We start from the raw sequence: 26,286 nt of genomic DNA on the forward strand, positions 1-26,286 counted from the left end.
TGGTGATCGCGCGCAGTCGGGTGGTGTCGATGACTCCGGTGGTGTAGGTCCTCCAGGTGGCGGGCAGGGTGGTCCGTGCGGTGCGGGCGGCGGTGAGCATCCCGGAGGCGACCTGTTCACTGACCCCGAGGATGCGGGCGGCGTCACTGGTGGCAGCGTCCCAGATGGCTCGGCGGGCGTGGTGGTCCAGCCCGGCGGCTTCGGCTTGATGGGCTCTGCGGTCCTGGTAGTTCAGCAGGCCGGTCAGGGCCTGGGCCTCGGACACTCGGGCGGTGAGGACCAGTTTCCGGGCCTCCGCGAGCTCGGGCTCATCAGGCAGGCGCACGCGCCCAGGCGGCACCGGAGGCTGACCCTGCGGGTCAGTGCTCCGCTGTGGGCGTTGCTGCTCGCCCTCCATGTCTTCCACGCTATCCACCCCCTCCGACATGCGTGCCGCCCCTGCCGGGGCGCCCTTCCTGGCTGAGTTCTCGGCTGGTTCCTCCTTGTGCTGCTCAGTCTTCCTGCACCCTCTGACACGTCCCGGAGAGGCGGGATCTTGCCGCCAGCACCGACCCGCCAGCACCGACCCGCCAGCACCGACCCGCGGACCGGCGCTGATTCCACTCGGGCCTCCGATGTGCTCCTGACCCTACGAGCATGCCCTGACATGCCTTCGGTCTCTGCCGCCGCCCCACCCCTCCCGCATCGTGACTCCGCTCACATGTCGTCCCGGATCGGAAGAACTTCCCTACCCCCGCCGTTGTTCAGATTTGAACGAGATCCTGCACGTCCCGATCAGCTGAGGAGCACCCATGACGTCGACCACCACCGAGACCACGATCATCGAGCGCGAGGCCCTCAACCAGCTCTTCGAAGGCGCCCGCACCACCCACCACTTCACCGACGAGCCGGTGGACCTGGAGGTCATCCGTCGGGCCTACGAGGACCTGCGCTGGGCGCCCACCGCGTTCAACAACCAGCCGCTGCGGCTCACCGTGGTCTCCAGCGAGGGGCACCGTCGCGCCGTCGTCGAGCACCTGATGTCCGGCAACCAGGAGAAGACCCTCGCGGCACCACTGACCCTGGTGGCCGCCTATGATCCCCAGTGGCACGAGCACATGCCGTTCCTCACACCCGGCATGCCCGGCCTGCGCGAGAACTTCGCCGACCAAGACGAGGCCCGCCACGGCATGGGACGCGACAACGCCCTCATCCAGCTGGGTTACCTGCTGGTCGCACTGCGCGCCCACGGGCTCGCCGTCGGCCCCATGACAGGCCTGGATCCCGCCGGCGTCGACACCGCCGTGCACGCGGAGAACGGGTGGAAGACCATCGCGGTCGTCAACGTCGGCCATGCCGCTAACCCGGAGCACGACGACGCCCAGCGCCCCCGCGGCGGCCGCTTCGAGTTCACGCAGGCCAGTCAGATCCTCTGAGCATCCTCGTGTAGGGTGGTGCGAATTCTCGCCGCACCCCCGTCTGGACCGCCCGCCGCTCAGCACCCCGCTGACCGGCCGGCAGCAGGTCCGGGACACTCTTCGGTGTTCCTGCCGTGACGCGGCGCTCCTCTTCCCCGACGAACGGACCGTCCCATGCCGCAGGACACCCCTGCTGAGCCGCGCCCCGCCGGTCAGACCACCTTCCTTCCCGAAGAGATCGAACGCTTCCCCGGAACCCCCCAGAGCCCCGGCAGCTCCCTGAACGCGGTCTTCTGGACCTCCGTGACACTGATCGTGGCGTTCATCCTGGTGGCCGGCTTCTGGCCCGAGCAGATGAACACCACCGCCAGCGCGGCGATGAACTGGGTGACGGCCACCAGCGGCTGGTCGCTGCTGATCATCCCGCTGGCCCTGATCGCCCTACTGCTGGTGCTGGCGTTCACCCGGTTCGGCAGGATCCGGCTCGGTCCCGACGACTCCCGCCCCGAGTACCCGACCTATGCGTGGATCGCGATGCTGCTGGGCGCGGTGATGGGCATCGGTCTGATCACCTACGGGGTGGCCGAGCCGGTCTCCCACCTGTTCGAGCCTCCCCATGGCCTCACTGAGGCGGGCAGCCAGGAGGCCGTCATCGACGCCCTGCGCTTCACGTTCCTGGACTGGGGCATCCACGCCTGGGCCGTCTTCGCGATCTTCGGCCTCGCCATCGGCTACTCCACCCACCGGCTGGGCAACAAGGGCCTGGTCTCCCCCATTCTGCGGCCGCTGATCGGCCGCCACGCCGACGGGGCCCTCGGCAAGACCGTGGACGTGCTGGTGATCCTCTCCACCCTGTTCGGCACGACGACGTCGCTGGGTCTGGGTGCGGCGCAGATCAGTCAGGGACTCAGCCAGATCACCGGGCTGCCGCTGACCACCGCGTCGGTGCAGATCGGGATCATCGCGCTGATCACCCTGATCTTCACCGGCTCCGCCATGAGCGGGGTCGGCCGCGGCATCCGCTACCTGAGTCAGACGACGATGGTGCTGGCCGCCGCACTGCTGGTCTTCGTGCTGCTCGCCGGACCCACCAGCTGGCTGATCAACATCTTCTTCCGCTCCCTGGGCTCCTACGCCGGCGGCTTCGTGGAGATCAGCCTCATGCTCCCCACAGAGGCCGATGACCTGCAATGGATGCAGTGGTGGACCTACTTCATGATGGCCTGGTGGATCTCCTGGGGCGCCTTCGTCGGCGTCTTCCTGGCCCGGATCTCCCGGGGGCGCACCATCCGCCAGTTCGTGCTGGTGGTGCTGGGCGTGCCGTCTCTGGTGTTCTCCCTATGGTTCAGCGTCTTCGGCGGCTCGGCGATGTGGATGGATCTGGAACGCGGCACCGGCATCGGCGAGGCCGCCGTCGCGAACGTGAACACCGCCTTCTTCGGCCTGCTCGATCAGCTGCCGCTGACGATGCTGACCTCCGTGGTCGCCGTCGTGCTCGTGGTGCTGTACTTCGTCACCGGTGCGGACTCCAACACCTATGTGCTCTCGGTGATCTCCTCCGACGGCCGGATGACCCCGCACCGTTCGGTGATGGGCGTCTGGGGCGTGCTGACCGGCGCGACGGCGGCGGTGCTGCTCTACGCCGGCGGGCTCCAGGCGCTGCAGACCGTGGTGATGCTCTCCGCCGCGCCGTTCATCTTCGTGATCCTGGCCCTGGCGGTGTCGCTGGTGATGATGCTGCGCCGGGATCCGCTGGTGACCCCGGCGCCCTGAGCCGCTGCTGAGCCGGCACGTCAGGCGGAGAGACCCCGTCGGCCCCACACCGAGGCCAGCAGCCCGCCGGAGATGTTGTGCCACACGGAGAAGATCGCACCGGGCAAGGCGGCCTCCGGGGTCATGTGCTCGGCACCCAGACCCGCGGCGAGCCCGGAATTCTGCATCCCGACCTCCACGGCGATCGCCCGCCGGGTGGGCACGGAACCACGGGTGAGCTTCCCCGCCAGGTAGCCGATCCCGTAGCCGCAGCAGTTGTGCAGGATCACCCCGAGGATCAGCAGCAGCCCGGCGGAGGCGAGCACCGCGTGAGACCCGGCGACGACGGCCAGCACCACATAGGTGATGCCCAGCACCGAGACCCACGGCAGCACCGGCTGGATCCGCGCGACGATCCGCGGCAGCAGCAGGCGCAACAGGATGCCGCCGACCACCGGGATCAGCACGATCTGCACGATGCTGGAGGCCATGTCCCCCGCAGCCACCGGCAGGTACTGGCCGGCGAGCCACAGGGTCAGCAGCGGGGTGAGCACCGGGGAGAGCAGCGTGGAGATCGAGGTCATGGTCACCGAGAGGGCGACGTCCCCGCGGGCCAGGTAGGTGACCACGTTCGACGACGTCCCGCCGGGCACGCAGCCCACCAGGATCAGACCGGCCGCCAGTGCCGGCGGCAGCTGCAGGGCCACCGCAATGCCCAGGGCCAGCAGGGGCATGATGCCGTATTGGAACACCACGCCCAGCAGCACCGGGGCGGGCCGCTTCACCACCAGCGCGAAGTCCGGCAGGGTCAGTGTGAGACCCATGCCGAACATGATGATCATCAGGGCCGGGACGACGCCTGCGCCCAGCGGGGCGAAGGCGTCCGGCAGCAGCAGGGCAGCCATGGCGCCACCGAGGATCAGCAGCGGGAAGACGGTGACGGCCAGGGTGGCGCTGCGCGGACTCTGATCCGCGGCCGGACGCGCCTGCTGGGCAGAAGGCGAGGCAGACATGCTTCACAGGGTGCGTGCACCCGGGGACCCTGTCAATGCCGCCGATCCGGCCGTCCAGCATGTGGGCAGGCCCCATCGACTGGGTACCGTATCCCCATGAGCAGCGCGACTCCACAGACTCTGGCTCGAACGACGCGGACTCGAACGACACGGACTCGAACGACACGGACTCGAACGACACGGACTGGAACGACGCGGACTCGATCGACTCTGGCGGGGGTGGCCGCCATCGGGATGATGCTGGCCGCATGCGGGGCCGACGACGGCGAGACCACCGCCGAGGAGGAGGTCCCTCCGGCCGAGGAGCAGCCGGAGGCCGAAGCCCCAGATGCTGAGACCCCCGAGCCCGAACCAGAGCCGGAACCAGAGCCGGAACCAGAGCCGGAGCCCGAACCCGAGCCGGAGTACGAGCCGCCCAGCATCGGTGAGCACGCCGCGGACGCCGCCTGGCAGTTCGCGCCGCGCGGGATCAACGCCCCGCTGGAGATCACCCTGCAGGACGGCGAGGCCGAAGACACCTATGTGGCCTACCGACACCGCCCTGAGCTGGGCGAGGAGCATGACCCCTCGGTCCGCTCCACGGAGCACGACGCCGTCTACACCATGGGTGAGCCGATCGAGGGAGACCTCACCGGCGACGGCACCATCGACGCCGTCATCCCGCTGACCGCGGCATTCGACTCCGACACCGAGACCCTCTGGTATGTCTGGTTCGGCACCGAGGACCCCCAGGAGGGCGAGCCGGTGGCCGCACAGCACCCCTACCCGGTGGCCGCCGCCCAGGAGTGCGGCAACGACGTCGCCGACCTGCGGATCGAGGACGGCGCAATCCATCTCGAGGTCAGCAACGTGGTGACCTACCACTCCGACTGGCAGTGCGAGGGGCCCTTCGCCCAGGGCCCACATCAGCATGAGTATGAGTCGCGAACCGTCGAGGTCGAGACCATCGACGGTGAGCCGGCCCTGGTCCAGACCGCCCCGGTCCGCGCCTGGGGCGGCGTCTGTCCCGGCACGGACGCCCCGAACTGGAGCTACCTCGACGACGTCGCACCCACCCTGCTGCCGGATCCCGATTCAGAGGTCCTCGACGGCGGCCCCGGCACCGACCTGATGGTCGGCGGCTTCTTCTTCGGCGAGGACCCGCTCATGGACCTCACCGAGGACCGGGTGTTCATCAGCTACGTGCCCAGTCAGGATCAGGAGCGGAACATCCAGGGGGAGAACACTCTGGCCGCCTGCGGCTGGATCGACGCCGCCGGCTGATCCCCGCTCCCGGCCCTGGTCGGCGCCTCACTCCACGAACACAGTGGTGGCGCGCGCCGGAGCGGTGAAGGTGCCGGTGGCGTCGTCGAACCCGGCCTCCGTGAAGGCCTCGTCCACAGAGTCGGCCAGCACCGGATGCAGCGCCATCTCAGTGCCCGCCCGCTCCTCGACGGACTGCTCGACCACCTCCGGGGTGGGGTTGATGATCACAGTGACCTGCTCGAAGGCATCGTCCAAGCCGGTCATGTCGATGGTCATGGTGATCACCCCGGGCTCGCCTCCGCCCTCGAGAGGGAAGTCGACCCGCTCGGCGACCTCCTCGAAGGTGCCCAGGCTGAACGCCCCGGTGGAGGAGGCGATCCGCAGCTGCTCGAGGTGACGGTCGCGGCTGAACTCGATCTCCTCGCAGGTGGGCGCCTCGACGGAGTTGATCGTCTCCTCCGCCCACGACCATTTGGCCTCGCTGGTCCAGGCCGGGGGCAGTCCGACGCCGAACCCGTTGGTGGAGTCGCCGAACTCCTCGGCGGCCCCGCACTGCCAGCGGATGGCATTGAACCAGTCCCCCGAGTCATAGGAGTCCCGGTCCAGGGACTTCGACCGCATCAGCTCGGAGCCTGCGGTGACGAAGCCGATCCCCTGGCTCAGCGTGGCCAGGGAGAGGTTCACCGTCTGCATGCGGGCCCGGTCGAGCCCGGCGAGGTCGTGGTCCAGCTTGTAGGCCAGCAGGTCGAAGAGGATCTCGTTGTCGTGGGCGTCCACGTAGGTGACCGCCTCGCCGGGCTGCTCGGTGTAGCCGGCCGGGGCTCCGTTGTAGTCCAGCGCGGAGCCGGGGACGGTCTGCCCGTCGGCGGTGGTCAGCGTGTAGTCCGCCAGGTTGCCGACCAGTCCGATGCGCACCAGGTCCGCGGCGTGGAGGAGCTGGTCGAGCTGTTGGCCCTCGTCGCCGGTGAGCCCGGAGCCGTTGTCCTGGGTCCACAGTCCGGTGCCGAAGCCCTGCATGCGCGGGTCCTCGTCGAACGGCCCGCCGCCGTGGGCGGCGTCGCGCAGACGGTCGTTGAACGTACCGATGCCGGTGCCGCCCATGGTCATCTGGCTGGCCTGCTCGAACATGGCGTTGCCCGCCACCTCTCCGAAGTCCCAGCCTTCGCCGTACAGCAGGAAGTCCGGGTCGATCTCCTCCACCGCCTCCTGCACGGCCAGGATGTTGTCCTTCGGGTGGTGGCCCATCAGGTCGAAGCGCATCCCGTCGATCCGGTAGGTCTCGGCCCACAGCTGGGCCGACTCCACGATGAACTTGTCGAACATGGTGTGCTCCGGGGCGGTGTTCTCACAGCAGGTGGAGCGCTCCACGTTCCCCTCGGCGTCGAGGCGGTGGTAGTAGCCGGGCACGATGCGGTCGAACACGGAGTTCTCGGACAGCCCGGAGCCGGAGGTGTGGTTGTAGACGACGTCGTTGACCACCCGCAGACCCATCTGGTTGAGCGTCATGACCATCTCCCGGTATTCCAGGATGCGCTGGGTGCCGTCGGCATCCGTGGCGTAGGACCCTTCGGGGACGTTGAAGTGCAGCGGGTCGTAGCCCCAGTTGAAGGCGTCGTCGCCGCGGACCTCGCCGATGCAGGCCTGCTGCTCCGGGGAGTCGGGGGCGAACTCGGTGAGGTCGCAATCCGGCTGAGCCTGGTCGACCTCGGGGATCGTGGCGATGTCATACGTGGGCAGCAGGTGGACGTGGGTCAGTCCGGCCTCGGCCAGGTCCTCCAGGTGTCCCACAGAAGTGGAAACGCTTTCAGTGAACGCGCTGTAGGTGCCGCGCAGCTCCTCGGGCACAGTCTCATCCGCCACCGAGAAGTCTCGCACGTGGACCTCCCAGATCTGCGCGGCCGCGGGCTCCACCGCGGCGGGCTTGTCGAGATCCTCCCAGCCCTCGGGCATCAGCGCGGGGTCTTCGAGGTCGATGATCTGACTGTGCGTGGAGTCGGCCGCCAGGGATACCGAGTACGGGTCCGTGACCGCGTGGGTCTCCACCTCGCCCGACTCGGGGTGCCAGACCTCCACCCGGTAGCGGTAGAACTGCCCCTCCCAGTCCTTCTTCCCCCTGACCGACCAGACGCCGGTCCTCTTGTCCTGCCTCATCCGGTGGACCGTCGGCTCAGCCTCGGGCGTGCTGTGCAGCTCCAGCTCCACGCTGCGCGCCGTCGGGGCCCACACGGCCAGCTCCGGCTTCTTGTTCTTCCAGGTCAGACCCAGGTCCTCGTCGGCGGCGTCGGCGTAGACGTCATCGAGCACCCCGGCGATCTGCACGCCCGTGGCCTCCAGCACATCTCCGACGGCGTCGCGGGCCACGACGGTGAGCTCTCCGCGCAGGGCCTCGGCCACGTTCACGCGGCGCGGCACGGTGAAGGTCGCGTAGTCAGCGTACCGGCGGTGCGCGTCGGCCTGCTCCTCGGTCATACCGCCAGCGGGCTCGAGGACGTATGCCTCGTCGTCGCCGAGCTGCAGCAGAACCTCGTCGACGTCGGGGGCGACGTCGACGGCGACTGTCTCCGCGTCGATCCAGTGGGCGCGCTGCGCCTCGGCGTCGACGGCGACCGGCGCTGTTGAGGACGGGCCGACCGCCGAGGGGGCACCAGGCGCTGAGGAGGCGGGCGTGGCGGGGGCGGCGGCCGTGAGCAGCAACGCCGCGGACAAGGTTCCGGCGATCAGGGGGCAGGAACAGGGATGAGGCACAAGACATCCTTCCAGAGACAGTCGGGGATGTGACGCACAGCACACTACGGATTCCCGACTGGTAATGCAAGCGCTTCCAGTATCGGCCGGTCCGATCGACCACTCTGAACGACACGGATTCGCCGAGCGGAGGGGACGCCGCCATGATCACCAGAGAATCGGTCGCCAGACACTCAGCCGCCACACACTCAGCGCGGGCTGTCGTCATCCTGGCGGCGGTGGGGCTGCTCGCCGCCGGCTGCGGCGCCGACGAGGGCGAGGGCGTCTACGTGGCCTACCGGCACCGGCCCGACCTCGGCGAGGAGATGGATCCGTCCGTCCGCGCCGACGAGCGCGACGCCGTCTACGCCATGGGGGAACCGATCGAGGGGGACCTCACCGGTGACGGCGTCACCGATGCCGCCATCCCGCTGACCGCCACCTTCGGGGAGGACTCCGAGACGCTCTGGTACGTCTGGTTCGGCACCGAGGACCCCGGCGACGGCGACCCGGTCGCCGAGCAGCACCCCTTCCCGGTGGCCTCCGCGCAGGAGTGCGGCAACGACGTCGCCGACGTCCGCATCGAGGACGGCGCCCTCCACCTGGAGGTCAGCAATGTGGTCAACTACCACTCCGACTGGGAGTCCGACGGCGAGCCGCTGCTGGTGCAGACCGCACCGGTGCGCGCCTGGGGAGGCGTCTGCCCCGGCACGGACGCCCCCGAATGGTTCCCCGGCGGGGATCAGGTGGTGACCCTGACCCCGGACCCGGACGGCGAGGTCCTCGACGGCGGTCCCGGCGTGAATCTCTGGCTGGGCGGCTTCTTCTTCGGCGAGGACCCCCTGATGGACGTCAGCGACGACATGGTGTTCATCAGCTACACCCCCAGCGAGCACCAGCAGGAGCAGGCCGCCGGGGGCTCCCGCTGGCCGGCTGCGGCTGGGTGCCCAGTCAGTGAGGAAACCTCTTCACGAGGGGCTCAGAGCAGCGCCGGCAAGCTCTGGGGCTGCGGTGAGCTCAGGACCAGCAGCGCCCACATGACGGCGAGGTCCACGTCCTCCTCGCAGACCTCCGCCTCGCCGCAGGGAGCGACCCTCCCGTCTGAGACGAAGCTGCGAAGCTGCTCCTCGCGAGCGTCATCCGGCAGAGGAGACTGCTGATGCTGAACCGCCGTGGAGACGATCGGAGCCATACCCCAGTCCTCACGATGTGCCGGGTCAGATGATGAGGGACGTGGTGAGCCGCCCTCAGCTGCAGTGGCGAAGCGCTGTCGAAGAACGTGCCCGATGAAGGCATCATCCCCCTGGATGCGCGCATCCCTCACTGACAGCCTCGAGGCGTACTCGTGAGGCTCGATGCCGAAGTTCGACAGGGCCGCTGACGCTGCGGCAGCGGTGGCCAGGTCAGCCCCAGCGAGGGCACCCTCGATCTGCTCCACGCCGGCGTCGACGAGCGCGCCCCGCCTGTCCGGCGCCGGACGGTAGTCGACGGAGCGCGCCAGGGCACTCAGCTCCACCTGACTTGCCACGTCGTCCACCCCGTCATCCAGTCCGCGGTCGATCAGTGCACGCTGAGCGTCCCTCTCCCGGCCAGGCACAGCCTGGTCCAACTGTTCCGTCTCGACGAGGTTGGCGATGGCCGTGGCGGCAGCAGACCGGGACGCCGGGGTGTTGATCCACCCGCCGTCCGGCAACATGCCGCGGCGGACATCTCCAGGTCCGTCGGTGACCCCGAGGGCGCTGAGGTAGTACGTCAGCTGGGGATCCGGCTCATCCGACTCCTTCAGCCCGAACCGCCCCTCGCCCTTGTCTTCGATGGTGGCGTTGATGCCAGCTGCCTCCCACGTGGGCTGCTCACCGGCGGTATGCAGGTACTCTCCGACGAAGAATGCAGTTGAGATGTTCCCCAGAGTGAGCTGACTCTCCGCGAGCTCGTCGATCCAGGGACCCAGCGCATCCCTGACACCCTCATCGTCGAGCCCCCAGTGCGCCGCGGTCAGACCTGCGAGGGCCCTGCTCTTGGCACGATCACTCTCGGGATCGGGGCCGTGACCGGTGAGGCCTTCCACCGCCCCGAGGTGCTGGCTCACAGACGGGGCCCGATCATCGTCGAGCAGCGGTGCCGCCGCCAGGCATCTGAACTGCAGGTCCACGGCCTCCTCCAGTGCAGTCACGTCCGGCACCGCGTCGCACGCCTCCCGCCCGAGCACCTGAAGCGCCTGCTGGGATGACGACGGAAGCCCCAGGACGTCCAGGGCCTTCGCATAGAGATAGAGCCGCTCGCCGCCGCTGGAGAAGGGCCCCGCAGATACCTCACCATCTTCCACGATGGTGCCCAGACTCTGCTGCAGCCATTTCTCTGTTCGGTCGAATCGTTCATCGTCCAGGGCCTCTTCGTCTTGGGACTGCGTGGACAGCAGCGCCGTCCAGAGAGTGGCGTACTCGTCCGGCTCACCATAGAGATCGGGAACGCTGTACGCCGTGAGCGCAGAATCCCCAGGGGCACGCTCCGTGGTCAGGTCGACGTAGCTCTGGAAGATCGTGCGAAGCTCACCGCGCAGGTGATCCCGTGAGTCCCGGTCATTCCACGGAGCCAGCAGGAGAGCCGCCACCAACCCGCACGCAGCACAGGCCGCCACCACCCACACGGCGACGCGTGTCGCGGACACGTCCCTTGTCAATGAGTCTCCAGGACGTAGCTCGACGTACCGACCCGCCACTGAGACGTCACCGATTGGTTCACCGCCGTCAAGAGACCCGAGAACGTCGCCCCTTGCACCGACATGAACGACTGACTGACCCCACTGGCAGAGTGCGTGTACACCACCTCCGAGCTGCCGACGTTCGCCGACACTCCAGCTGGCACCGACGCACTCACACTCAGTCCGTTCGCCCAGTATCGATCGCTCATGGTCACTGCCCCGGTGCCGCCACGCTCCCAGCGACTCGTGAATGAACCACTGTTCACGTAAGCCCTGGTCGCGGAGTTGGACAGGGTGATACTGGAGACGAAGGTGTTGTAGATGCTCTGCCCTCTGCCGGAAGAACGGATTGCGTAGGTGCCGTTCGAAAGAACCGGGGTCCCCGGCACATTCGCCAGAGTGTCGATGTCGCCGACCTCCCCGGATGGTGAGTGGGACGGCACCCCATCCCGAATCACCAACGAACCCCCAGCTCCTTCGTGGCTGTCCCCGGGGTGTACAGCAGCGCCCGTTGCCGACATCGCAGCCACCAGCATGAAGACAACGAAAACCATTTTATCAAACTCTTCACAATCCTCTAAAAGCCCCTCACGATTCAACTATACAGGTTCCACATTATCGATTAAGCTCCGACGAACCTACAGACTCAGCCGTAATTCGTCAATCAGGGCAACCATCGCGACGTCAGGACCCGACTCGGTACGCTGGGACCATGAACTCACCGGCGCATGACTACGAGCCCTCCGCCCACGAGCAGCACTACGTCGGCCAGCTGCGCCGCCAGCGGCTCACGGCCTCGCGGCTCTACGTCTGCACGGACCTGCAGCGGTTCATCACCGACCCGGAGGCCGGCCCGGTGGACGAGCTGGACTTCGACGCGCTGCGCGACTTCTTCGTGGCCGCCTACTCCGGCGGAGTGGACATCATCCAGGTCCGGGACAAGCACGTCACCGTGCAGACCGAGATCGCCGCGCTCACGCTGCTGCGGCAGGTCGCCGACGAGTACGCCGGCCTCTCCGCCGCCAACGACCGCGCCGACGTCGCGCGGATCACCGGCGTCGACGTCTTCCACGTCGGCCAGGAGGACCTCTCCACCGAGGAGGCGCGGCTGATCCTCGGCGACGACGTCATCATCGGCCGCTCCTGCCGCACGGAGGACCAGGTGTGGGAGGCCGCCAACGACCCCGGCCTCGACTACTGGTGCACCGGACCCATCTGGGAGACCCCCACCAAGCCCGGCCGGGCCGCCGTCGGGCTGGACCTGCCGCGCTATGCCGCCCAGCTGGAGACCCCGAAGCCGTTCTTCGCCATCGGCGGCATCAATGCCGAGAACATCGGACAGGTCACCGAGACCGGCGCCTACCGGGCCGTGGTGGTCCGTGCGGTCACCGAGGCCGACGACGTCGCGGCGGCCGCCCGCGCCCTGCGCGACCGGCTCCCGGCCTGACCCGAGAGCCCCCGCCGCCCGTACCGCCGCCCGTACCGCCGCCCGGGCCGGCGGACTGCCGCCGTCCCCCAGGCAGCCGACCCGACGACCGTCCCGACGTCGAGCCCTCGAGCTCCGAACGCCCGGAACCGGCCTTCCTCCCCCGCGCGAGGCCGATGAACTCCTGGATGACCTCGTCATCCCGATCCTTCATCCAACACAGCCCCACCTCATAGCCGGGCAGACCCTCCACAGCGCGGATCACCACATCCTTGCGGGACAGGGCACGGGCCACCGAGTTCGGCAGCACCAGCAAACCAGCACCGGAAGCGACCACCTGGAGTGCCATGCGTTCCGCGGAGGCCAGCTCCGCCCCGGTCTTGGGCTCGTGGGGCGCACTCTCCGCCGGCCGGCCCTCGCCGTCCAGACGCATCTGCGCCGGATCCAGGAAGGCCTCCTCGGCGATGTCCTCCCAGCTCACCGTGTCCTCGGCGGCGGCAATCCAATGCTCGGCGGCCGCGCAGACCACGGGCAGCTCCTCGTAGAGGCGCACCCGGTGGAAGCGCTCGTCGGTGAGCGCCTCCCCAGCCGGCAGCCGCAGGTAGCCGAGGTCGGCCAGCCCGGCGGCCACCCGGTGCAGCTGATCGGAGCCGTCAGGAGCGCCGTCGTCGTAGTAGTCCACGGAGATGCGGACCTGCGGGAACCGCTGATGCCAGCGCTGCAGCCACTTGTCCGGCGTGGCACCCGGGATCGCGGCCAGGCGCAGCGTCACGCGGTCCCTCCGAAGGTCACCGGACGGCGCATCGCCGAGGTGGCGAACTTCAGTGCGAAACCCAGGCGTTCGTAGATCCGGGTGGCTCCGGTCAGGGAGTCGGAATCGACGTCGAGCTCGATGAGGTCGTAGTCCCCGGTGGCGGCCGCAGCGGCGATGCTCTCGGCCAGCACCGCACTGGCCATCCCTGTCCCGCGCGCGGAGGGGACGGTGCCGACCAGCTCGAGGTAGGCGGCACGGTCCTCCCACTGGCTGGCCAGCGCATAGGCGAGCACCGCCCCGTCGTCGTCGACGGCGAGGCGAGAGACCTCATGCCGAGTACTGCGGGCCGTCCAGCTCTCCTGCCACCTCGCGGGGTCCGGGGGTGCGGAGCCCCAGTGGTCGGCGAAGGCGGCGGCATGGGCCTCACGGACCGCGGCCTCATCGTCCGGCCCGGGACGACGGAACCTCACCCCTGGAGGGGCGGCGCGCCCGTCCAGGACGTCGGCGGCAGTCTCCCCGGCAGTGAGGGGCCGGGCCATGAGGTTGAACCAGCGGGCCACGTCGTAGCCACGGGACTCGTGGAAGGCCTGCGTGCTGGATCCGGCGCGGGCTCCGCCGACGCCGAAGTAGCCCTCCACCTGGCCGTGCTGCCGACCCGCCTTCTCCGCGGCGCGCGCCTCGAGGCGGGCCATGAGCTCCGTGCCGAGGCCCCGACGGCGGTGGCCGTCGTGCACCCCTCCGTCAAGCTGCGCACCCACCAGGCCGTCCCGGTCCGGGGTGCTCTTCACCGCGACCTTCCCGAAGGCCACCAGCTGGCCGTCCGCCCAGACGGCGATCGTGTCGCGCGCCGGGTCGAGCTGGGAGGAGTCAAGCTCCTCGGCCAGGTCCTCGGCGGCGTAGAACTCTTCGGTGCCGTCGACCTCGGCCAGGTGGTTGACCAGATCAGCCCAGGCCTCGACGTCGTCGGCAACGATCGTGGACCATCGATAGGCCGAGGACACCGGTCAGACCACCTTCGCTGCGAGGAAGTCCACCGCACGGCCCCAGGCCAGCTTGGCCTTCTCGGCATCATAGGTGCCGATCAGGTTCTCGTCGTTGTGGAAGGCGTGGCCGGCGTCGTAGTAGTGGAACTCCACCTCGGCACCGGACTCGGAGCGGATCTGCTCCTCCTGGGCCTTGGCCTGCTCAACCGGGTACATGGCATCCTGCTCCGCGTAGTGCCCCTGCACGGCCGCTTTGACCCCGGTATAGGTGTCCGGGACGGCCTGACCCACCCCGTAGAACGGCACGGCCACGGAGATCTTCGCGCCCTGCTGGGCGGCCAGGGCCAGCACGAAGCCGCCACCCATGCAGAAGCCGATGGCGCCGACCGTCGTGGAAGTCACGGCCTCGTGCTCCAGCAGGAAGTCCGTGGCCCCGGCCAGCTGCTTCGCACCCTCCTCGGCAGGCAGCTTCGCCATCATCTCTCCGGCCTCGTCGCCGTCGTGGGTGATCCATCCTCCGTAGAGGTCGGGGGCCAGGGCCACGAAGCCCGCGGCGGCGAGCCGGTCCGCGACGTCCTTGATGTGGTCGGTGAGCCCCCACCACTCCTGGATCACGAGGACCCCCGGACCCGTCCCGGAGGGCGGCAGCGCCAAGTAACCGTGGGCGGTGCCGCCCTCCGTGGGGAAGGTGGTGTTCTGATGGGGTGTCTTCTCAGCCATGGTGGGAACCTCCTGTACGGGGCCGACGTGCAGTCCCCACCCTAGTCAACGCGGGGGCCGGGGGTCAGCCGTCCAGCTCGGCGGCGAGGTCGCGGTCGTAGAGCTCCTGGAACTCCTCCTCCAGGGACTCCAGCTCGTCGGCGACGTCGACGTCCTGGGTGAGGATGCGCTGCAGGGTCTGCGCCAGGGCCAGGTCGCCGCCGGGGAGGAACACCCGGGCGTAGTCCTGCACCCGGGCCCGCTCGAGCTGCTCCACAGCCGTCTCGAACTGCGGACTCTCCGCGTAGACCTCGGACATGTCCGCATCCTGCTGCACGGGGACGTAACCGGTGGCCGCGGAGAACCGGGCGGTGGAGTCCGCGTCGGTCATGTGGCCGAGGAACATCGCCGCAGCCAGCTGGCGCTCCGGCTCGGAGTCGGACGCGATCATCAGTCCCGCTCCGCCGGTGGGAGTCTGTCCCTCCGCCGCAGGCCCGCCCGGCAGGAAGGCGGTTCCCACCTCGAAGTCGGCGATCTCCAGGATCCCGTTCAGCGACCCGGTGGACTGGATGACCTGGCTGGCCACCCCCGAGCCGAAGTCGTCCCCCTGGTCCCCGGAGGCCACTGAGGCCCAGTCCTGTGCCGCCTCCTGGGCGAACTCGATCGCTTCCACCGTCTCCTCGGAAGAGACCGTGGAGAAGTCCCATTCCTCGGACCAGCCGCCGCCGTAGCCCCACACCAGGTTGGCCATGGTCCAGGCGGGGTACTCGTCCTGCGGTGGGAAGGCGAAGGCGGAGGAGGCGACACCCGCCTCCATGAGCTGCTCGGAGACCTCGGCGACCTCCTCCCAGGTCTCCGGCGGATTCTCGATGCCGGCCTCCTCATAGTGGTCCATGTTGTAGTAGAACAGCGGGGTCGACCGGGCGTAGGGGACTCCATAGTGGCTGCCCTCGTACAGGTAGTCCTCGAAGAGGGCGTCCACATAGCCGGAGGTCTCGACGTCGGCGGCCTCCAGCAGCTCGTCCAGCGGCACCACTGAATCGTTGAGGTAGTTGGGGAACCAGGTGGCGTCGGAGAGGACGACGACGTCGCCGACGTCGCCGGTGCCCTGGGCGGTCTGGAACCGCTGGGAGGTCTCCTCATAGTTGGCCCCGGAGGTGACCACGTTGACCGCGATGCCGGTCTCCTCGGTGAACTCGTCGATGAGCTCGTTCTCGATGTCGGCGGAGCCTCCAGGATGGTTGGTCCAGAAGGTGATCTCCTCGGCCGGCTCGACCTCGGACCAGTCGACGCTTTCGGTCTCGGCCTCGGTGTCACCTCCGGTGGTGTCCGGGCCGCAGCCGGTCAGGGCCAGGGCGGCGACGCCGAGGACGGCGGTGCCGCGAACTGCACGGGGTGTGGTGATCCTCATGATGCGCTCCTCGTGGATGCAGGGATAGGTGATGGAGTGGGTACGGTCATTTCACGGCGCCCTGGGTCAGGCCGGCGACGATGTAGCGCTGCAGGGCGGCGAAGACGATCAGCATCGGGACGATCACCAGCACCGCGCCGGCCATCAGGATGCCGTAGCTGCCGGTCTGAGCCTCGATGGACTGCAGCAGGTTCAGCCCCACCGGCAGGGTCATCTTCTCCGGGGAGTCGATGATGATCAGCGGCCACAGGAAGCTGTTCCATTCGTTGACCACAGTCACCAGCGCGACGGTGGCGATCGCCGGCAGCGACACCGGCATGGCGATCTGGAAGAGCTTCCGGATGTGACCGGCCCCGTCGAGCTCCGCCGCCTCGAAGAGCTCCTTCGGCAGTGCTTTGAAGTGCTGGCGCAGCAGGAACGTGCCGAAAGCGGTGCCCAGGCCGGGCAGGATGATCCCCCACAGGGTGTCCCGGCCGCCCAGGGCGGAGATCGTCAGGAAGTTGGGCAGCATGGAGACCTCCGGCGGCACCATCAGCGCCACCAGAATGCCGAGGAAGATCAGGTTCGCCCCCGGCACGCGGATGAAGACGAGCGCGTAGGCGGTGGTGATGGCGAGCATCACCTTGATGGTGGAGCCGATGACGGTGACGTAGATGCTGTTGCCCAGCACGGTCAGCAGCGGGACCCGGCGGGCGACGTCACTGTAGTTCTCCAGGGTGGGGTCCTGGGGCAGCAGCGTCGGGTTCAGGGTGACGATCTCGCCGGGGGGTTTGAAGCTGGAGAGGATCATCCAGGCCAGCGGCAGCACGATGATCAGCAGCGCCACCAGGATCGGCAGGTAGCCGGTCAGCAGCGTGTCCAGGAGGTTCTCGCGCCGGAAGGCGTCCGACCAGGAACCCCGCCGCCGCTGGCGACGCTCCTGACGGGTCAGCTGCTGTCGGGAGATCAGCTCAGGCATAGTGCACCTTCCTCTCGACGAAGCGCAGCTGGACCGCCGTGATCAGGAACAGGGTCAGGAACAGCACTACGGCGATCGAGGCGGAGTAGCCGGCACGCTGGTAGGCGCCGAAGGACTGCAGATAGATCTCGAAGATGATCGTGTTGGTGCCATGGCCGGTCGGTGTCATGATCCGCAGGATGTCGAAGGCGTTCGTCATCGAGAAGATGATGTTGGTGACGAACAGGAAGAACACCGTCGGGGTGAGCAGCGGCAGCACGATAGAGAAGAACCGGCGCACAGACCCCGCACGGTCGATGGTGGCCGATTCCAGCAGGTCCTTGGGGATGGACTGCAGCCCGGCCAGGAAGACGACGGCGCAGTAGCCGAGGTTCTTCCACACGTAGACGATGATGACCATGAACAGGGCCCAGTCCTCGTCCAGGTACCACTGCGGGGAACTGATCCCGAAGGCGCCGAGGATGTGAGCGAGTCCGCCGCGATGGGGGTCGAAGATGAAGTTCCACACCAAGGCGACGCCGACTCCGGAGAGCACATAGGGCGAGAAGACTGCAGTGCGGGCGGCGGTGCGCCCGGGGATCTTCTTGTTGATCACCAGGGCGATGAGCAGCCCCAGGATCATCGAGCCGAGCACGGCGCCGGCGGTGAAGATGCCGGTGACCCGCCAGACTTCGATGCCGGAGGGCGAGGTGAAGAAATCCATGTAGTTCTGCAGCCCCACCGGCGTCGCGGTGGCCGAACCAAGCCGCCAGTCCAGCGTGGAGTAGTACATGTTGGACAGCAGCGGGTAATAGATGAACGCCAGGATCAGCAGGATGTTGGGTCCGGCGAAGAGCAGGAACAGCGCCCAGTTGCGGGACTTCCTCCGACGCCGGGCCCGCTTCCGGTTGGCGTCCAGCTCGGCCTCCGTGGGCCCGGGAATCTGCTGATCAGCTCGTCCGTCGTCATCGGCGGAGGGCATGGCGCTCCTCACGGTCCCGAGAGACGTGGATCCTGATCCGCCTGATGCGGTCATCGGTGATCCCTTTCTGCCTCGGTGCGAACAGGTCCACGCACCGAGCAGGTTCCCTCGACGTCGATGCGCAAACCTGGTTCATCCTAACCACTCAGGAGTCGTGAATCCCTCGAATCCGTGAATCCAGGATGAACGATCGACGGCGGCGACACCCGTCGAGGGTGCGGGCCTCAGCACCTGCCCCGCGAAAGATCGTCACTCCGTGAGAGATCGCCCCTGAATCTGGGGACGATCTCTCACCGAGAGACGATCTTCTGGGCAGGGGAGGAAGTCAGCGGAGCATGCGGATCTCGCGCAGGCCCTCGGCCTCGTCGTCGACGACCTCCGCGCCGTCGGGCCGAAAGCCCTGACGCTCGTAGAACCGGCGCGCCCGCGGGTTCTCCGCGGCCACCCACAGCTGGGCGGGACGGTCGGCGAGCACCGCCTCCAGCAGGGCGGACCCGGCCCCGCTGCCGTGCCAGTCCTGCAGCACGTAGAGGATGAACAGCTGCTCCTCGCGGACAGGATCCTCGCCCAGCCCCGGGTCGAGCGCCGGACCGGCGAGCGCCACACCGATCAGCTCCCCCGAGTCATCCGCCACGCGGACGCTCTGCCGACCGTCCGCCAGCACCCGCTCCCACATGCGCACCCGCCCAGCCAGGGCCGCGTCGTCGTAGAACTGTTCGCTGAGCAGCCCGGAGTAGGTCTCTCGCCAACTGGTGTTCTGCACGACGGCGACGGCGGAGGCCTCCTCAGGCCGCGGGGCACGGACGATGATGTGGGAATCCATGGTCCGATCATGTCATCCCCGTGTTGAGTAGTGCGTGTTGAGTAGTGCGTGTTGAGTACTGTGGGCACGGAGAGTCTGACCTGCAGGAGCGCACCCCGCCGAGGAGTCCGATGCTCGATCTGATCCTGATCGCCGTCTTCCTGGTCCTGCTCGTCAATCTGGTCGTCGCGGCCCTGGTGGGCACGCGTCAACGGAGCCGGGACAGCTGGCTGCTCATCGTGCTGCTCAGCGGCACCACCGGTGCCGCACTGACCGCTGTGCTGACCGCAGTGCTGGCGCTGTCCGTCTCTCCCTCAGATCTGCGGATGCTCGAGGTCGGGCTGATCCTCACGGCCCTGGCGGCGTTGACCGCCGCGGTCCGCACCGTAGGGCTGCGCCGCAGCTCTCCACAGGCAGGACGGGGGTCCGCCGATGGTGCCCCTTGAGCTGCTGTGTGAGATCGGCGGGGCGCTGCTGCTGGTCGCCGGCGCGTTCTTCTTCACCGCCGGCACAGTGGGGCTGATCCGCTTCCCCGACGTGCGGAGCCGCCTGCACGCACTGGCCAAGGCGGACACCCTCGGACTGGGACTGGTACTGCTGGGCGTCGGCGTGCTGCTGGGCAGCTGGACGGCGGGCGTGGTCCTGCTGGCCACCTGGATCCTCGCCCTCGGGGCGGCATCGGCCAGCGCCCACGTGCTGGCCCGCCTGGAGCGGGAGCAGCGGGAGGGGGCCTCATGACGGTGGTCGACCTCGCCCTGGGCCTCGCCGTCGTCGTCACCGCGGGGGCGGCCCTGCTGCCCCGCCGACGGATGACCATGGTCATGGGCTTCCTGGTCATGGCGGTGATCATGGCGCTGGTCTGGCTGCGGCTGGGCAGCGTGGACGTCGCCCTGGCAGAGACCGCCCTGGGCACAGGGCTGCTCAGCGCCATCCTCGTGCTGCTGGCCCGTGGCGGCCGCGCAGCCCAGGAGCCCCAGGCATCCCAGCAGCCCCAGGAGCCCCCGTGCGACGACGGCCCAGCCGGCCGGTGGCTGCGCCGTCTCGCCCGGATCGGCGCCCCGGTCCTCACCTGGGCCGTGGTCACGGGAGTCTTCATGAGGGTGTGGCTCGAGGTGGAGCGCCTCCTGCCCACCTGGGAGGAGCCGCTGCCAGCGGCCATGGGGCCGACCGGTGTCGAGCACGAGGTCACCGCCGTGCTGCTGACGTTTCGGTCCTATGACACGCTGCTCGAATCCGCGGTGCTGATGCTGGCCGGGGCGGCCGTGCTGGCCGTGACCGGCACGGAGCTCGGCGGCCGCACGGCCTCGCCGGGGACCACGATGAGCTGGTGGACCAGACTCAGCGCCCCGGCCCTGGTGGTGGTGGGCCTGTGGCTGCTGTTCGCCGGGAGCTCCGGGTCCGGCGGGGCGTTCCAGGCGGGTGCCGTGCTGGCGGGCCTGCTGATGCTCGCCGACGCCGCCGGAGCACGGTCGCTGCCTGAGCTGCGGCGGATCCTGCCGTGGGGGCTCGCGGCCGGGGTGCTCGTGTTCCTGACCGCCGCCGCACTGGGGCCGATGACGGGCCGCGGGTGGCTCGACTGGGAGCCCTCCTGGGGATTCCCGGTGATCCTCACCGTCGAGATCGCCCTGACCGTGGGCATCGCCGCGGCGCTGCATCTGCTCTACCTGGGTGTCCGCGCCCGGCGGGAGGTGGTGGCATGATGCCGCTCGCCGCCGACCAGTGGTACGGGCTGATCGGGATCGCCGTCGCCGTCGCCGGGCTGGTGCGTCTGGTGACGGTCCAGGATCTGGTCGCCCGGCTCGTCTCCCTCAATGTCATGGGCGTCGGGTCGCTGCTGCTGCTCATGGCGGTGGCGTCCCGTGGCGCCGAAGTGGATCCGCTGCTCTCCGCCTTGGTCATCACCGGGCTGGTGATCACCGTCGCGTTCACCGGTCTCGGGGCTGTGCTGATCCGTCGGCTGGAAGGGCCCGACGGCGGCGGGGAGGAGGACGAGCTCCCATGACGCTACCCGAGCTTGCCCTGGGCTCGGTGGTCCTGCTCCCGCTGCTCGCCGCCGCCCTGTCCCTGACTCTTCCTCATGCGGTGCGCCGCTGGGTCGGGCTGGCCTCGGCCGCGGGCACGGTACTGGCTACGGCAGCGGTGGTCACGGCCGTCGCCGCAGGCCAGGTGCAGGAGCTGGCGCTCTCGGGGCACGGCCCTCCGCTGGGCATCATGCTGCGGGCGGACGGCCTGAGCGCCCTGTTCCTGACAGCAGCCGCCGCGGTCGGGGCGCTGACCACGCTGTATGCGGCCGTGCTGCCGTGGGCCACCGGGGTGACGGGCGACGACGCGCGCGCCGGCCATCCGGCGTTCTGGCCGCTGTGGCTGGGCTGCTGGTCCGGGCTGAACGCGGTCTTCGTGTCCGGGGATCTGTTCAACTCCTACGTGGGGCTGGAGCTGGTGGGACTCACCGCGATCGGTCTGGTGGCCCTGGGCGGCCGGGACGCCCTGGCCGCGTCCCTGCGATACCTGTTCATCGCCGTCGCCGGTTCCCTGCTGTTCCTGCTGGGCGTGGGGCTGCTGCTGGCCGCCACCGGCCATCTGGACGTGCTGCGTGTGGCCGAGGCGGCCGCCGACGTCGACGGCGCCCCTGTGGTGCTGGCGATGGTGCTGATCAGCGTGGGGCTGGCGCTGAAGACGGCGCTGGTGCCGCTGCACCGCTGGCTGGTCCCCGCCCATGCCGGCGCCCCGGGGGCGGTCTCGCCGCTGCTGTCCGGGCTGGTGATCAAGGCGGCCCTGTTCGTGCTGCTGCGCTGCTGGCTGTGGATCGCCCCGGAGGTCGCGGCCGACGGCGAGGCGGCCCTGCGGGTCCTGTCCTGGGGCCTGGCCGTGCTGGGTGCGGCCGCGCTTCTGGTCGGCGGCGCGGCGGCCCTGCGGCAGACCCACCTCAAGCCACTGGTCGCCTGCTCCACGGTGGCCCAGGTGGGCTACTGGATGCTGCTGCTGCCGATCATCACCGACCCTGACGCCGGCGACGTGGCCGCCGGCGCGGTGGGCGGCGCCGTCGCCCTGGCGCTGAGCCATGCCCTGGCCAAGGCGTCGCTGTTCCTGGCCGTGGGCACGTTGAAGGAGATCCACGGCACCGATGAGATCTCCGCGCTCCGGGGCGCCGGACGGGACCATCCGGTGCTGGTGCTCACCATGGGACTGGCGGCGCTGAGCCTCATCGGTCTGCCGATCTCGCTGGGCTTCCTGGGCAAGTGGCAGCTGGCCACCTCGGCGGTCGCCGTCGCCCAGCCGGTGATCGTGCTGGCGCTCGTCGTGGGGACGCTGCTCTCGGCCGCCTACCTGCTGCGGGCGGTGGGGCCTCTGCTGGTGGAGGCCGAGGATGACGAGCAGCCGGTCGGTCCTGCCCGGGGCGGGCTCGGCACAGTGCCGCGCACCGCGCAGGGCGTCCCTCTGGCACTGGGCCTGCTGACAGTCGGCGCCGGGCTGCTCGGGGCCTGGACCGACGCCGTGCTGGGGGTGGGGGCGCCATGGTGACGGCGAAGGAGACGCCGGTGGAGACGCCGGTGGAGACGCTGTTGGGGACACGGCTGGGGACGCTGCAGGAGCCCCTCCACCAGACCCTCGGGGGCATCATCTCGTGGCTGCCGCTGGTGATGGTCCTGATCTCGCTGGTCGCGGCGGCGGCGATCTTCCCGCTGGCCGAAGGACGCGTGGGCACGCGGTCGGCGATCAACATCACGGCGGCTGCGGTGAAGGTCGCGCTGGTGGCCGCGCTGGTCCCCCCGGTGGTGGCCGACGGCATCCGACCGGAGGTCTCGATGCCGTTCTTGCCCGGCATCGACCTGGTGCTGCGGGTCGACCCGCTCGCCCTGTTCTTCGCCGGGCTCTCAGCGATCCTGTGGCTGCTGACCACCATCTACGCGATCGGCTACCTGGAGGGCAGCCCGCACCGGAGCCGATTCTTCGGCTTCTTCAGCCTGTGCGTCACCGCCACCGTGGGCATCTCGTTCTCCGGGAACCTCATCACCTTCCTGGTCTTCTACGAGCTGCTCACCGTGGCCACGTATCCGCTCGTCGCCCACCGGGGCACGCCGAAAGCCCTGCATGCCGCCCGGATCTACCTCCGCTACACGCTGACCGGCGGGCTGGTGCTGCTCACCGGCGTCGTCTGGCTGACCATGCTGGCCGGCCCTGTCGACTTCGCCGAGGGCGGGGCCGAGTCCGTCGCCGAGCTGGCGCAGGCCTCCCCGCAGGTCGCCACGCTGATCTTCGGGCTGCTGATCGGCGGACTCGGGGTCAAGGCCGCGCTGGTGCCGCTGCACGGGTGGCTGCCCCTGGCGATGATCGCCCCGGCTCCGGTCTCCGCCCTGCTGCATGCGGTGGCCGTGGTGAAAGCCGGGGTGTTCGGCATCGTCCGGATGGTCGATGACGTCTACGGGATCGAGGTCGCCGACCAGCTGGGGGTGCTGACTCCGCTGCTGGTGGTGGCCGCGGTGACCGTGGTCTACGGTTCGCTGCGTGCGCTGCGCCAGTCCGACCTCAAGCGGCGCCTGGCGTACTCGACGGTCTCGCAGGTCAGCTACGTGGTGCTGGGCATCAGCATGCTGGACATCACGGCGACCGCCGGCGGGGTGGTGCACCTGGTCCATCAGGGGATCATGAAGATCACCCTGTTCTTCTGCGCCGGGCTGTTCGCCGAGACCCTGGGAGTGCACCGGGTGGAGGACACCCGCGGGCTGGGGCGGCGGATGCCGCTGACCTCCGCGGCGTTCACCGTCGGCGCCGTCGGCATGATCGGCCTGCCGCCGACGGCGGGGTTCATCTCCAAATGGCAGCTGGGGCAGGGCGCTCTGGCCTCGGAGCATTCCTGGGTGCTCGGCGTCCTGGTGCTGTCCTCGCTGCTGAACGCCGCCTATTTCCTCCCGGTGGTGATCCGTCTGTGGGCGCCCGTCGACGCCGAGCAGCCGGGCTCACCGGTGCGGGAGCCGCGGATGCTGATGGTCCCCGCGGTGACCACGGCGGCGTTCACGGCCCTGGTGGGTCTGGGGGCGTCCCTGCCGTTCGCGCCGCTGCGCGTGGCGGAGTTCATCGCCGAGGGGGTGTTCGGCTGATGCTCCTGCTGCTGTGCTGTGCGCTGCCGCTGCTGCTGGGCGGTCTCCTGCTGGCGGGCCGGGCCCTGCCGGAGCCGCCTCGTGACCGGGTGACGACGACGACGGCGCGGCTCGCGCCGTTCGCCGCACTGCCGGCCCTGATCCTTCCGGTCACCGCCCGAGGCGGCCCGGAGCCTCCCGCGGTGGAGGTCCCCGGTCTGCTGCTCGGCACCAGCCTGGTCCTGGACGAGACGAGCAGGCCGCTGGTGGTGCTGACCGCGCTGCTCCACGCGGCCGCCCTGGCGACGATCGCCTGGCGGCCGCCCCCGGGGCCGCGGGACCGCTCGCTGCCCATGCCGGTGCTCAGCGCCTTCCTGCTGCTGTGCCTGGGCGGCACGCTGGGCGTCTTCCTGGCGGCCGACCTGGTCACGTTCTATGGGGCCTTCGCCGTGATGAGCTTCGCCGCGGCGGGGCTGGTGATCCATCACCTGGACGGGGCCGCTGTCCGGGCCACCCGGGTGTATCTGGTGCTCTCCGTGCTCAGCGAGACGGCTCTGCTGGCGGCTGTGCTGATGGTCGGGGCCGCCGGCGGCATGCGCCTGGCCGAGGCGCCCGCCGCCGTCGTCGGGTCGGACCACACGGGGCTGATCCTGGCTCTGCTGGGCTTCGGCTTGGGGATCAAGGCCGGCGTGGTGCCGCTGCACCTGTGGCTGCCGCTGGCCCATCCCGCCGCTCCCCCGGCGGCCTCGGCGGTGCTGTCCGGGGCGCTGGTCACCGCTGGGCTGCTGGGGTTCCTGCGGTTCAGCCCGGAGCTCGCCGAGCCGGGGGCCGGGGCCGCCCTGATGGTCGTGGCCGCCGCCGGTGGACTGCTCGCCGTCGCCGTGGGCGTGCTGCAGACCGACCCGAAGGTCGTGCTCGCCTACTCCACGGTCTCGCAGATGGGTCTGATGACGGCCGTCGCGGCAGTGGCGGTGGTCGAGCCCTCCGTCGCCGGGGAGGTCACAGCGGCCGTGGTCCTGTACGCGGTGCACCACGGACTGGTCAAGGGCGCCCTGTTCCTGGCCGTGCCGCTCATCGACGCCGGAGGATCTCGACTGGTCCGGGGCGCAGTGGCCGCTGGGACCCTGCTGGCCGGGCTGTCGCTGGTCGGCGCCCCGCTGACCACGGGGTGGGCCGCCAAGTATGCGGCCAAGGAGGCGGTCGACGCCGACGCGCCCGCCCTGGAGGCGGTGCTTCCGTTCTTCGCCCTCGGCTCGGCGCTGCTGATGGTGCGGCTGGTCCGGGTGCTGCCCGCAGCAGGGGCTCGGAGAGCAGGTCCACTGGGAGCAGGTCCGCTGGGCGCATGGACCGTCGTCGTGCTGGCCGGTGCCACCGTGCCGTGGTGGATCGCCGCCGGCTCGCCTGAGGCCTCGACCCCAGGGTTCGAAGCCGCCGCGGTGGGCGAGGGCCTGTGGCCGCTGGCAGTCGCCGCCGTACTGAGCCTGGTGGCGATCCTGGTGGGGCGCCTAGTGGGGCGCCTGGCGGGGCGCCTGGAGTGGAACCGGATCTCGCCGCCGACCGTGCCCGCCGGTGACCTCGTGGTGCCGGCGGAGGCTGCGGTGGCTCAGGTCGCCGGCGCTGCCACTCGGGGGCTGACAGTGCTGGAACGCGCGGGAGACTCCGCCGCGGAGGGGTGGCGGCAGGGCTGGTCCCGGGCGGCCGCGGCTGCGCGCGCTCTCGGGCAGCGCACCGACTCCGGTCTGGAGGACTGGGTCCGCTCCGGAGCGGCCCTGCTGGCGCTGCTCGCCGCCGGTGCCCTGCTGGTGCTGCTCGGTTCAGGAGGTGGCGGCGGATGATCGTGCGCTGGGTGTCGGCCGTGCTGCTGCGCGGCCTCGTCATCGGCCTGCTGTGGACGAGCCTGACCCAGGCCGCCCCGGAGAAATTGGCCTATGGGGCGGTGGCCGTCGTCGTCGGGGTCGGGGTGAGCCTCTGGCTGCTGCCCCCCGGCCCGGCGGTGGCCGGAGGAAGCCTGCCCCGACGGGCGGCGGCGGTGGTGCGGCTCGGGGTGTGGTTCCTCCGGCAGATGGTCGTCGGAGGGGTCGACGTCTCGCTGCGCGCCCTGGGTCCGCGCTCGGCGGTCCGCCCGACGGTCGTGCGGGCGCCGCTGCGCCTACCTCCGGGGGCCCGCCGGGAGATCGCCCTGCTGCTGATGAACCTCATGCCGGGAGCCCTGGTGCAGGCCGTCGTCACCGGCGAAGATGAGGTCCGCGAGGACTCCGGCCACCACCACGGGTGGGTGGAGATCCACACGGTGGCGGAGTCTCTGCGTCCCGAGGAGCTCTGGGACCGGCTGGTGGAGCTCACCGGGGCACTGCACCGGTAGAGTCCGCACCGACAGCACAG

General features: G+C 69.7%; 24 protein-coding genes. 12 read left to right on the top strand and 12 right to left on the bottom strand.

Translation table 11 applies throughout. The annotated features are described in order from the left end of the window. On the bottom strand, window positions 1–406 hold a 406-nt coding region (locus ACYVKI_RS07575; protein WP_460689744.1), incomplete at its 3' end, for a hypothetical protein. A gap of 385 nt (window positions 407–791) precedes the next feature. On the opposite strand from ACYVKI_RS07575, the gene ACYVKI_RS07580 reads away from it, so the two are divergent. Together ACYVKI_RS07580 and ACYVKI_RS07585 are read left to right on the top strand one after the other, a co-directional pair. Beyond that, window positions 792–1,415, top strand: a complete 624-nt coding sequence (locus ACYVKI_RS07580; protein WP_460689745.1) for a malonic semialdehyde reductase — start codon at window positions 792–794, stop codon at window positions 1,413–1,415. A gap of 156 nt (window positions 1,416–1,571) precedes the next feature. Continuing rightward, window positions 1,572–3,170, top strand: a complete 1,599-nt coding sequence (locus ACYVKI_RS07585) for a BCCT family transporter (RefSeq protein WP_460689746.1) — start codon at window positions 1,572–1,574, stop codon at window positions 3,168–3,170. Window positions 3,171–3,190: 20 nt separating this feature from the next. Here the strand turns inward: ACYVKI_RS07585 and ACYVKI_RS07590 are convergent, their stop codons facing one another. Next, complete coding sequence (locus ACYVKI_RS07590; protein ID WP_460689747.1) at window positions 3,191–4,162, bottom strand: bile acid:sodium symporter family protein; 972 nt, start codon at window positions 4,160–4,162, stop codon at window positions 3,191–3,193. Between the two features lie 219 nt (window positions 4,163–4,381). On the opposite strand from ACYVKI_RS07590, the gene ACYVKI_RS07595 reads away from it, so the two are divergent. Continuing rightward, window positions 4,382–5,425, top strand: coding sequence for a hypothetical protein (locus tag ACYVKI_RS07595; RefSeq protein WP_460689748.1), 1,044 nt, complete (start codon window positions 4,382–4,384; stop codon window positions 5,423–5,425). A 27-nt stretch (window positions 5,426–5,452) separates the two neighbouring features. Here ACYVKI_RS07595 and pulA read toward each other — a convergent pair whose 3' ends face one another. From pulA to ACYVKI_RS07610, 3 genes are all read right to left on the bottom strand, one after another. Further along, on the bottom strand, window positions 5,453–8,152 hold the full coding sequence (gene pulA, locus ACYVKI_RS07600) for a pullulanase-type alpha-1,6-glucosidase (protein ID WP_460689749.1): 2,700 nt from the start codon (window positions 8,150–8,152) through the stop codon (window positions 5,453–5,455). A 958-nt stretch (window positions 8,153–9,110) separates the two neighbouring features. Next, the gene (locus ACYVKI_RS07605) at window positions 9,111–10,799 is read right to left on the bottom strand and encodes a hypothetical protein (protein ID WP_460689750.1); all 1,689 of its coding nucleotides are present in this window, start codon (window positions 10,797–10,799) and stop codon (window positions 9,111–9,113) included. A gap of 8 nt (window positions 10,800–10,807) precedes the next feature. Further along, complete coding sequence (locus tag ACYVKI_RS07610; RefSeq protein WP_460689751.1) at window positions 10,808–11,386, bottom strand: hypothetical protein; 579 nt, start codon at window positions 11,384–11,386, stop codon at window positions 10,808–10,810. Between the two features lie 158 nt (window positions 11,387–11,544). Between ACYVKI_RS07610 and thiE the strand changes: the two genes are divergently transcribed. Continuing rightward, window positions 11,545–12,279 carry a thiamine phosphate synthase gene (gene thiE, locus ACYVKI_RS07615; RefSeq protein WP_460689752.1) on the top strand — a complete coding sequence of 245 codons (735 nt, stop codon included), beginning with the start codon at window positions 11,545–11,547 and terminating at the stop codon, window positions 12,277–12,279. On the opposite strand, the gene ACYVKI_RS07620 is transcribed toward thiE, so the two are convergent. From ACYVKI_RS07620 to ACYVKI_RS07650, 7 genes are all read right to left on the bottom strand, one after another. Beyond that, entirely contained in the window at window positions 12,218–13,030 is an 813-nt protein-coding gene (locus ACYVKI_RS07620; protein WP_460689753.1) for a LysR family transcriptional regulator substrate-binding protein, read from the bottom strand. The genes thiE and ACYVKI_RS07620 overlap by 62 nt on opposite strands. Then, the gene (locus ACYVKI_RS07625) at window positions 13,027–14,013 is read right to left on the bottom strand and encodes a GNAT family N-acetyltransferase (protein ID WP_460689754.1); all 987 of its coding nucleotides are present in this window, start codon (window positions 14,011–14,013) and stop codon (window positions 13,027–13,029) included. Before ACYVKI_RS07625 ends, ACYVKI_RS07620 begins: the two co-directional genes overlap by 4 nt. A 3-nt stretch (window positions 14,014–14,016) precedes the next feature. Further along, window positions 14,017–14,715 carry a dienelactone hydrolase family protein gene (locus tag ACYVKI_RS07630; RefSeq protein ID WP_460689755.1) on the bottom strand — a complete coding sequence of 233 codons (699 nt, stop codon included), beginning with the start codon at window positions 14,713–14,715 and terminating at the stop codon, window positions 14,017–14,019. Between the two features lie 64 nt (window positions 14,716–14,779). Continuing rightward, a complete protein-coding gene (locus tag ACYVKI_RS07635) occupies window positions 14,780–16,105 on the bottom strand; it encodes an ABC transporter substrate-binding protein (protein ID WP_460689756.1) in 1,326 nt (441 codons plus the stop codon). Between the two features lie 46 nt (window positions 16,106–16,151). Next, window positions 16,152–17,063, bottom strand: a complete 912-nt coding sequence (locus tag ACYVKI_RS07640; protein ID WP_460689757.1) for a carbohydrate ABC transporter permease — start codon at window positions 17,061–17,063, stop codon at window positions 16,152–16,154. Further along, a complete protein-coding gene (locus ACYVKI_RS07645; RefSeq protein WP_460689758.1) occupies window positions 17,056–18,024 on the bottom strand; it encodes a carbohydrate ABC transporter permease in 969 nt (322 codons plus the stop codon). The genes ACYVKI_RS07640 and ACYVKI_RS07645 overlap by 8 nt, the downstream gene beginning before the upstream one ends. A gap of 325 nt (window positions 18,025–18,349) precedes the next feature. Then, window positions 18,350–18,847, bottom strand: coding sequence for a GNAT family N-acetyltransferase (locus ACYVKI_RS07650; RefSeq protein ID WP_460689759.1), 498 nt, complete (start codon window positions 18,845–18,847; stop codon window positions 18,350–18,352). 110 nt (window positions 18,848–18,957) lie between these two features. Between ACYVKI_RS07650 and ACYVKI_RS07655 the strand changes: the two genes are divergently transcribed. From ACYVKI_RS07655 to ACYVKI_RS07690, 8 genes are read left to right on the top strand one after another with little or no spacing between them, the layout of a single operon-like run. Then, window positions 18,958–19,272 carry a hypothetical protein gene (locus ACYVKI_RS07655; protein ID WP_460689760.1) on the top strand — a complete coding sequence of 105 codons (315 nt, stop codon included), beginning with the start codon at window positions 18,958–18,960 and terminating at the stop codon, window positions 19,270–19,272. After that, on the top strand, window positions 19,259–19,564 hold the full coding sequence (locus ACYVKI_RS07660; RefSeq protein ID WP_460689761.1) for a cation:proton antiporter: 306 nt from the start codon (window positions 19,259–19,261) through the stop codon (window positions 19,562–19,564). The genes ACYVKI_RS07655 and ACYVKI_RS07660 overlap by 14 nt, the downstream gene beginning before the upstream one ends. Further along, window positions 19,561–20,526: a hydrogenase subunit MbhD domain-containing protein gene (locus tag ACYVKI_RS07665; RefSeq protein ID WP_460689762.1), complete on the top strand. Its 966-nt coding sequence runs from the start codon at window positions 19,561–19,563 to the stop codon at window positions 20,524–20,526. Before ACYVKI_RS07660 ends, ACYVKI_RS07665 begins: the two co-directional genes overlap by 4 nt. Then, window positions 20,523–20,828 (top strand): NADH-quinone oxidoreductase subunit K, encoded by a 306-nt coding sequence (locus ACYVKI_RS07670; protein ID WP_460689763.1) that lies wholly within the window; start codon window positions 20,523–20,525, stop codon window positions 20,826–20,828. The genes ACYVKI_RS07665 and ACYVKI_RS07670 overlap by 4 nt, the downstream gene beginning before the upstream one ends. Further along, on the top strand, window positions 20,825–22,348 hold the full coding sequence (locus tag ACYVKI_RS07675; protein WP_460689764.1) for a complex I subunit 5 family protein: 1,524 nt from the start codon (window positions 20,825–20,827) through the stop codon (window positions 22,346–22,348). Before ACYVKI_RS07670 ends, ACYVKI_RS07675 begins: the two co-directional genes overlap by 4 nt. Beyond that, complete coding sequence (locus ACYVKI_RS07680) at window positions 22,342–23,925, top strand: complex I subunit 5 family protein (RefSeq protein ID WP_460689765.1); 1,584 nt, start codon at window positions 22,342–22,344, stop codon at window positions 23,923–23,925. Before ACYVKI_RS07675 ends, ACYVKI_RS07680 begins: the two co-directional genes overlap by 7 nt. Next, window positions 23,925–25,739, top strand: coding sequence for a proton-conducting transporter transmembrane domain-containing protein (locus ACYVKI_RS07685; protein WP_460689766.1), 1,815 nt, complete (start codon window positions 23,925–23,927; stop codon window positions 25,737–25,739). Before ACYVKI_RS07680 ends, ACYVKI_RS07685 begins: the two co-directional genes overlap by 1 nt. Beyond that, complete coding sequence (locus tag ACYVKI_RS07690) at window positions 25,736–26,266, top strand: Na+/H+ antiporter subunit E (RefSeq protein ID WP_460689767.1); 531 nt, start codon at window positions 25,736–25,738, stop codon at window positions 26,264–26,266. The genes ACYVKI_RS07685 and ACYVKI_RS07690 overlap by 4 nt, the downstream gene beginning before the upstream one ends. Window positions 26,267–26,286: the final 20 nt, after the last annotated feature.

The sequence above is a fragment of the Nesterenkonia suensis genome (genome assembly GCF_054782935.1).

Bases quoted from the DNA above. Each gene is read 5' to 3' on its own strand.
- ACYVKI_RS07650 (WP_460689759.1), bottom strand. From the start codon at position 18,847: ATGGATTCCCACATCATCGTCCGTGCCCCGCGGCCTGAGGAGGCCTCC.
- ACYVKI_RS07585 (WP_460689746.1), top strand. From the start codon at position 1,572: ATGCCGCAGGACACCCCTGCTGAGCCGCGCCCCGCCGGTCAGACCACC.
- ACYVKI_RS07645 (WP_460689758.1), bottom strand. From the start codon at position 18,024: ATGCCCTCCGCCGATGACGACGGACGAGCTGATCAGCAGATTCCCGGG.
- ACYVKI_RS07680 (WP_460689765.1), top strand. From the start codon at position 22,342: ATGGTGACGGCGAAGGAGACGCCGGTGGAGACGCCGGTGGAGACGCTG.
- ACYVKI_RS07635 (WP_460689756.1), bottom strand. From the start codon at position 16,105: ATGAGGATCACCACACCCCGTGCAGTTCGCGGCACCGCCGTCCTCGGC.
- ACYVKI_RS07670 (WP_460689763.1), top strand. From the start codon at position 20,523: ATGATGCCGCTCGCCGCCGACCAGTGGTACGGGCTGATCGGGATCGCC.
- ACYVKI_RS07675 (WP_460689764.1), top strand. From the start codon at position 20,825: ATGACGCTACCCGAGCTTGCCCTGGGCTCGGTGGTCCTGCTCCCGCTG.
- ACYVKI_RS07580 (WP_460689745.1), top strand. From the start codon at position 792: ATGACGTCGACCACCACCGAGACCACGATCATCGAGCGCGAGGCCCTC.
- ACYVKI_RS07660 (WP_460689761.1), top strand. From the start codon at position 19,259: ATGGTGCCCCTTGAGCTGCTGTGTGAGATCGGCGGGGCGCTGCTGCTG.
- ACYVKI_RS07610 (WP_460689751.1), bottom strand. From the start codon at position 11,386: ATGGTTTTCGTTGTCTTCATGCTGGTGGCTGCGATGTCGGCAACGGGC.
- ACYVKI_RS07590 (WP_460689747.1), bottom strand. From the start codon at position 4,162: ATGTCTGCCTCGCCTTCTGCCCAGCAGGCGCGTCCGGCCGCGGATCAG.
- ACYVKI_RS07630 (WP_460689755.1), bottom strand. From the start codon at position 14,715: ATGGCTGAGAAGACACCCCATCAGAACACCACCTTCCCCACGGAGGGC.
- ACYVKI_RS07665 (WP_460689762.1), top strand. From the start codon at position 19,561: ATGACGGTGGTCGACCTCGCCCTGGGCCTCGCCGTCGTCGTCACCGCG.
- ACYVKI_RS07640 (WP_460689757.1), bottom strand. From the start codon at position 17,063: ATGCCTGAGCTGATCTCCCGACAGCAGCTGACCCGTCAGGAGCGTCGC.
- thiE (WP_460689752.1), top strand. From the start codon at position 11,545: ATGAACTCACCGGCGCATGACTACGAGCCCTCCGCCCACGAGCAGCAC.
- ACYVKI_RS07655 (WP_460689760.1), top strand. From the start codon at position 18,958: ATGCTCGATCTGATCCTGATCGCCGTCTTCCTGGTCCTGCTCGTCAAT.
- ACYVKI_RS07685 (WP_460689766.1), top strand. From the start codon at position 23,925: ATGCTCCTGCTGCTGTGCTGTGCGCTGCCGCTGCTGCTGGGCGGTCTC.
- ACYVKI_RS07690 (WP_460689767.1), top strand. From the start codon at position 25,736: ATGATCGTGCGCTGGGTGTCGGCCGTGCTGCTGCGCGGCCTCGTCATC.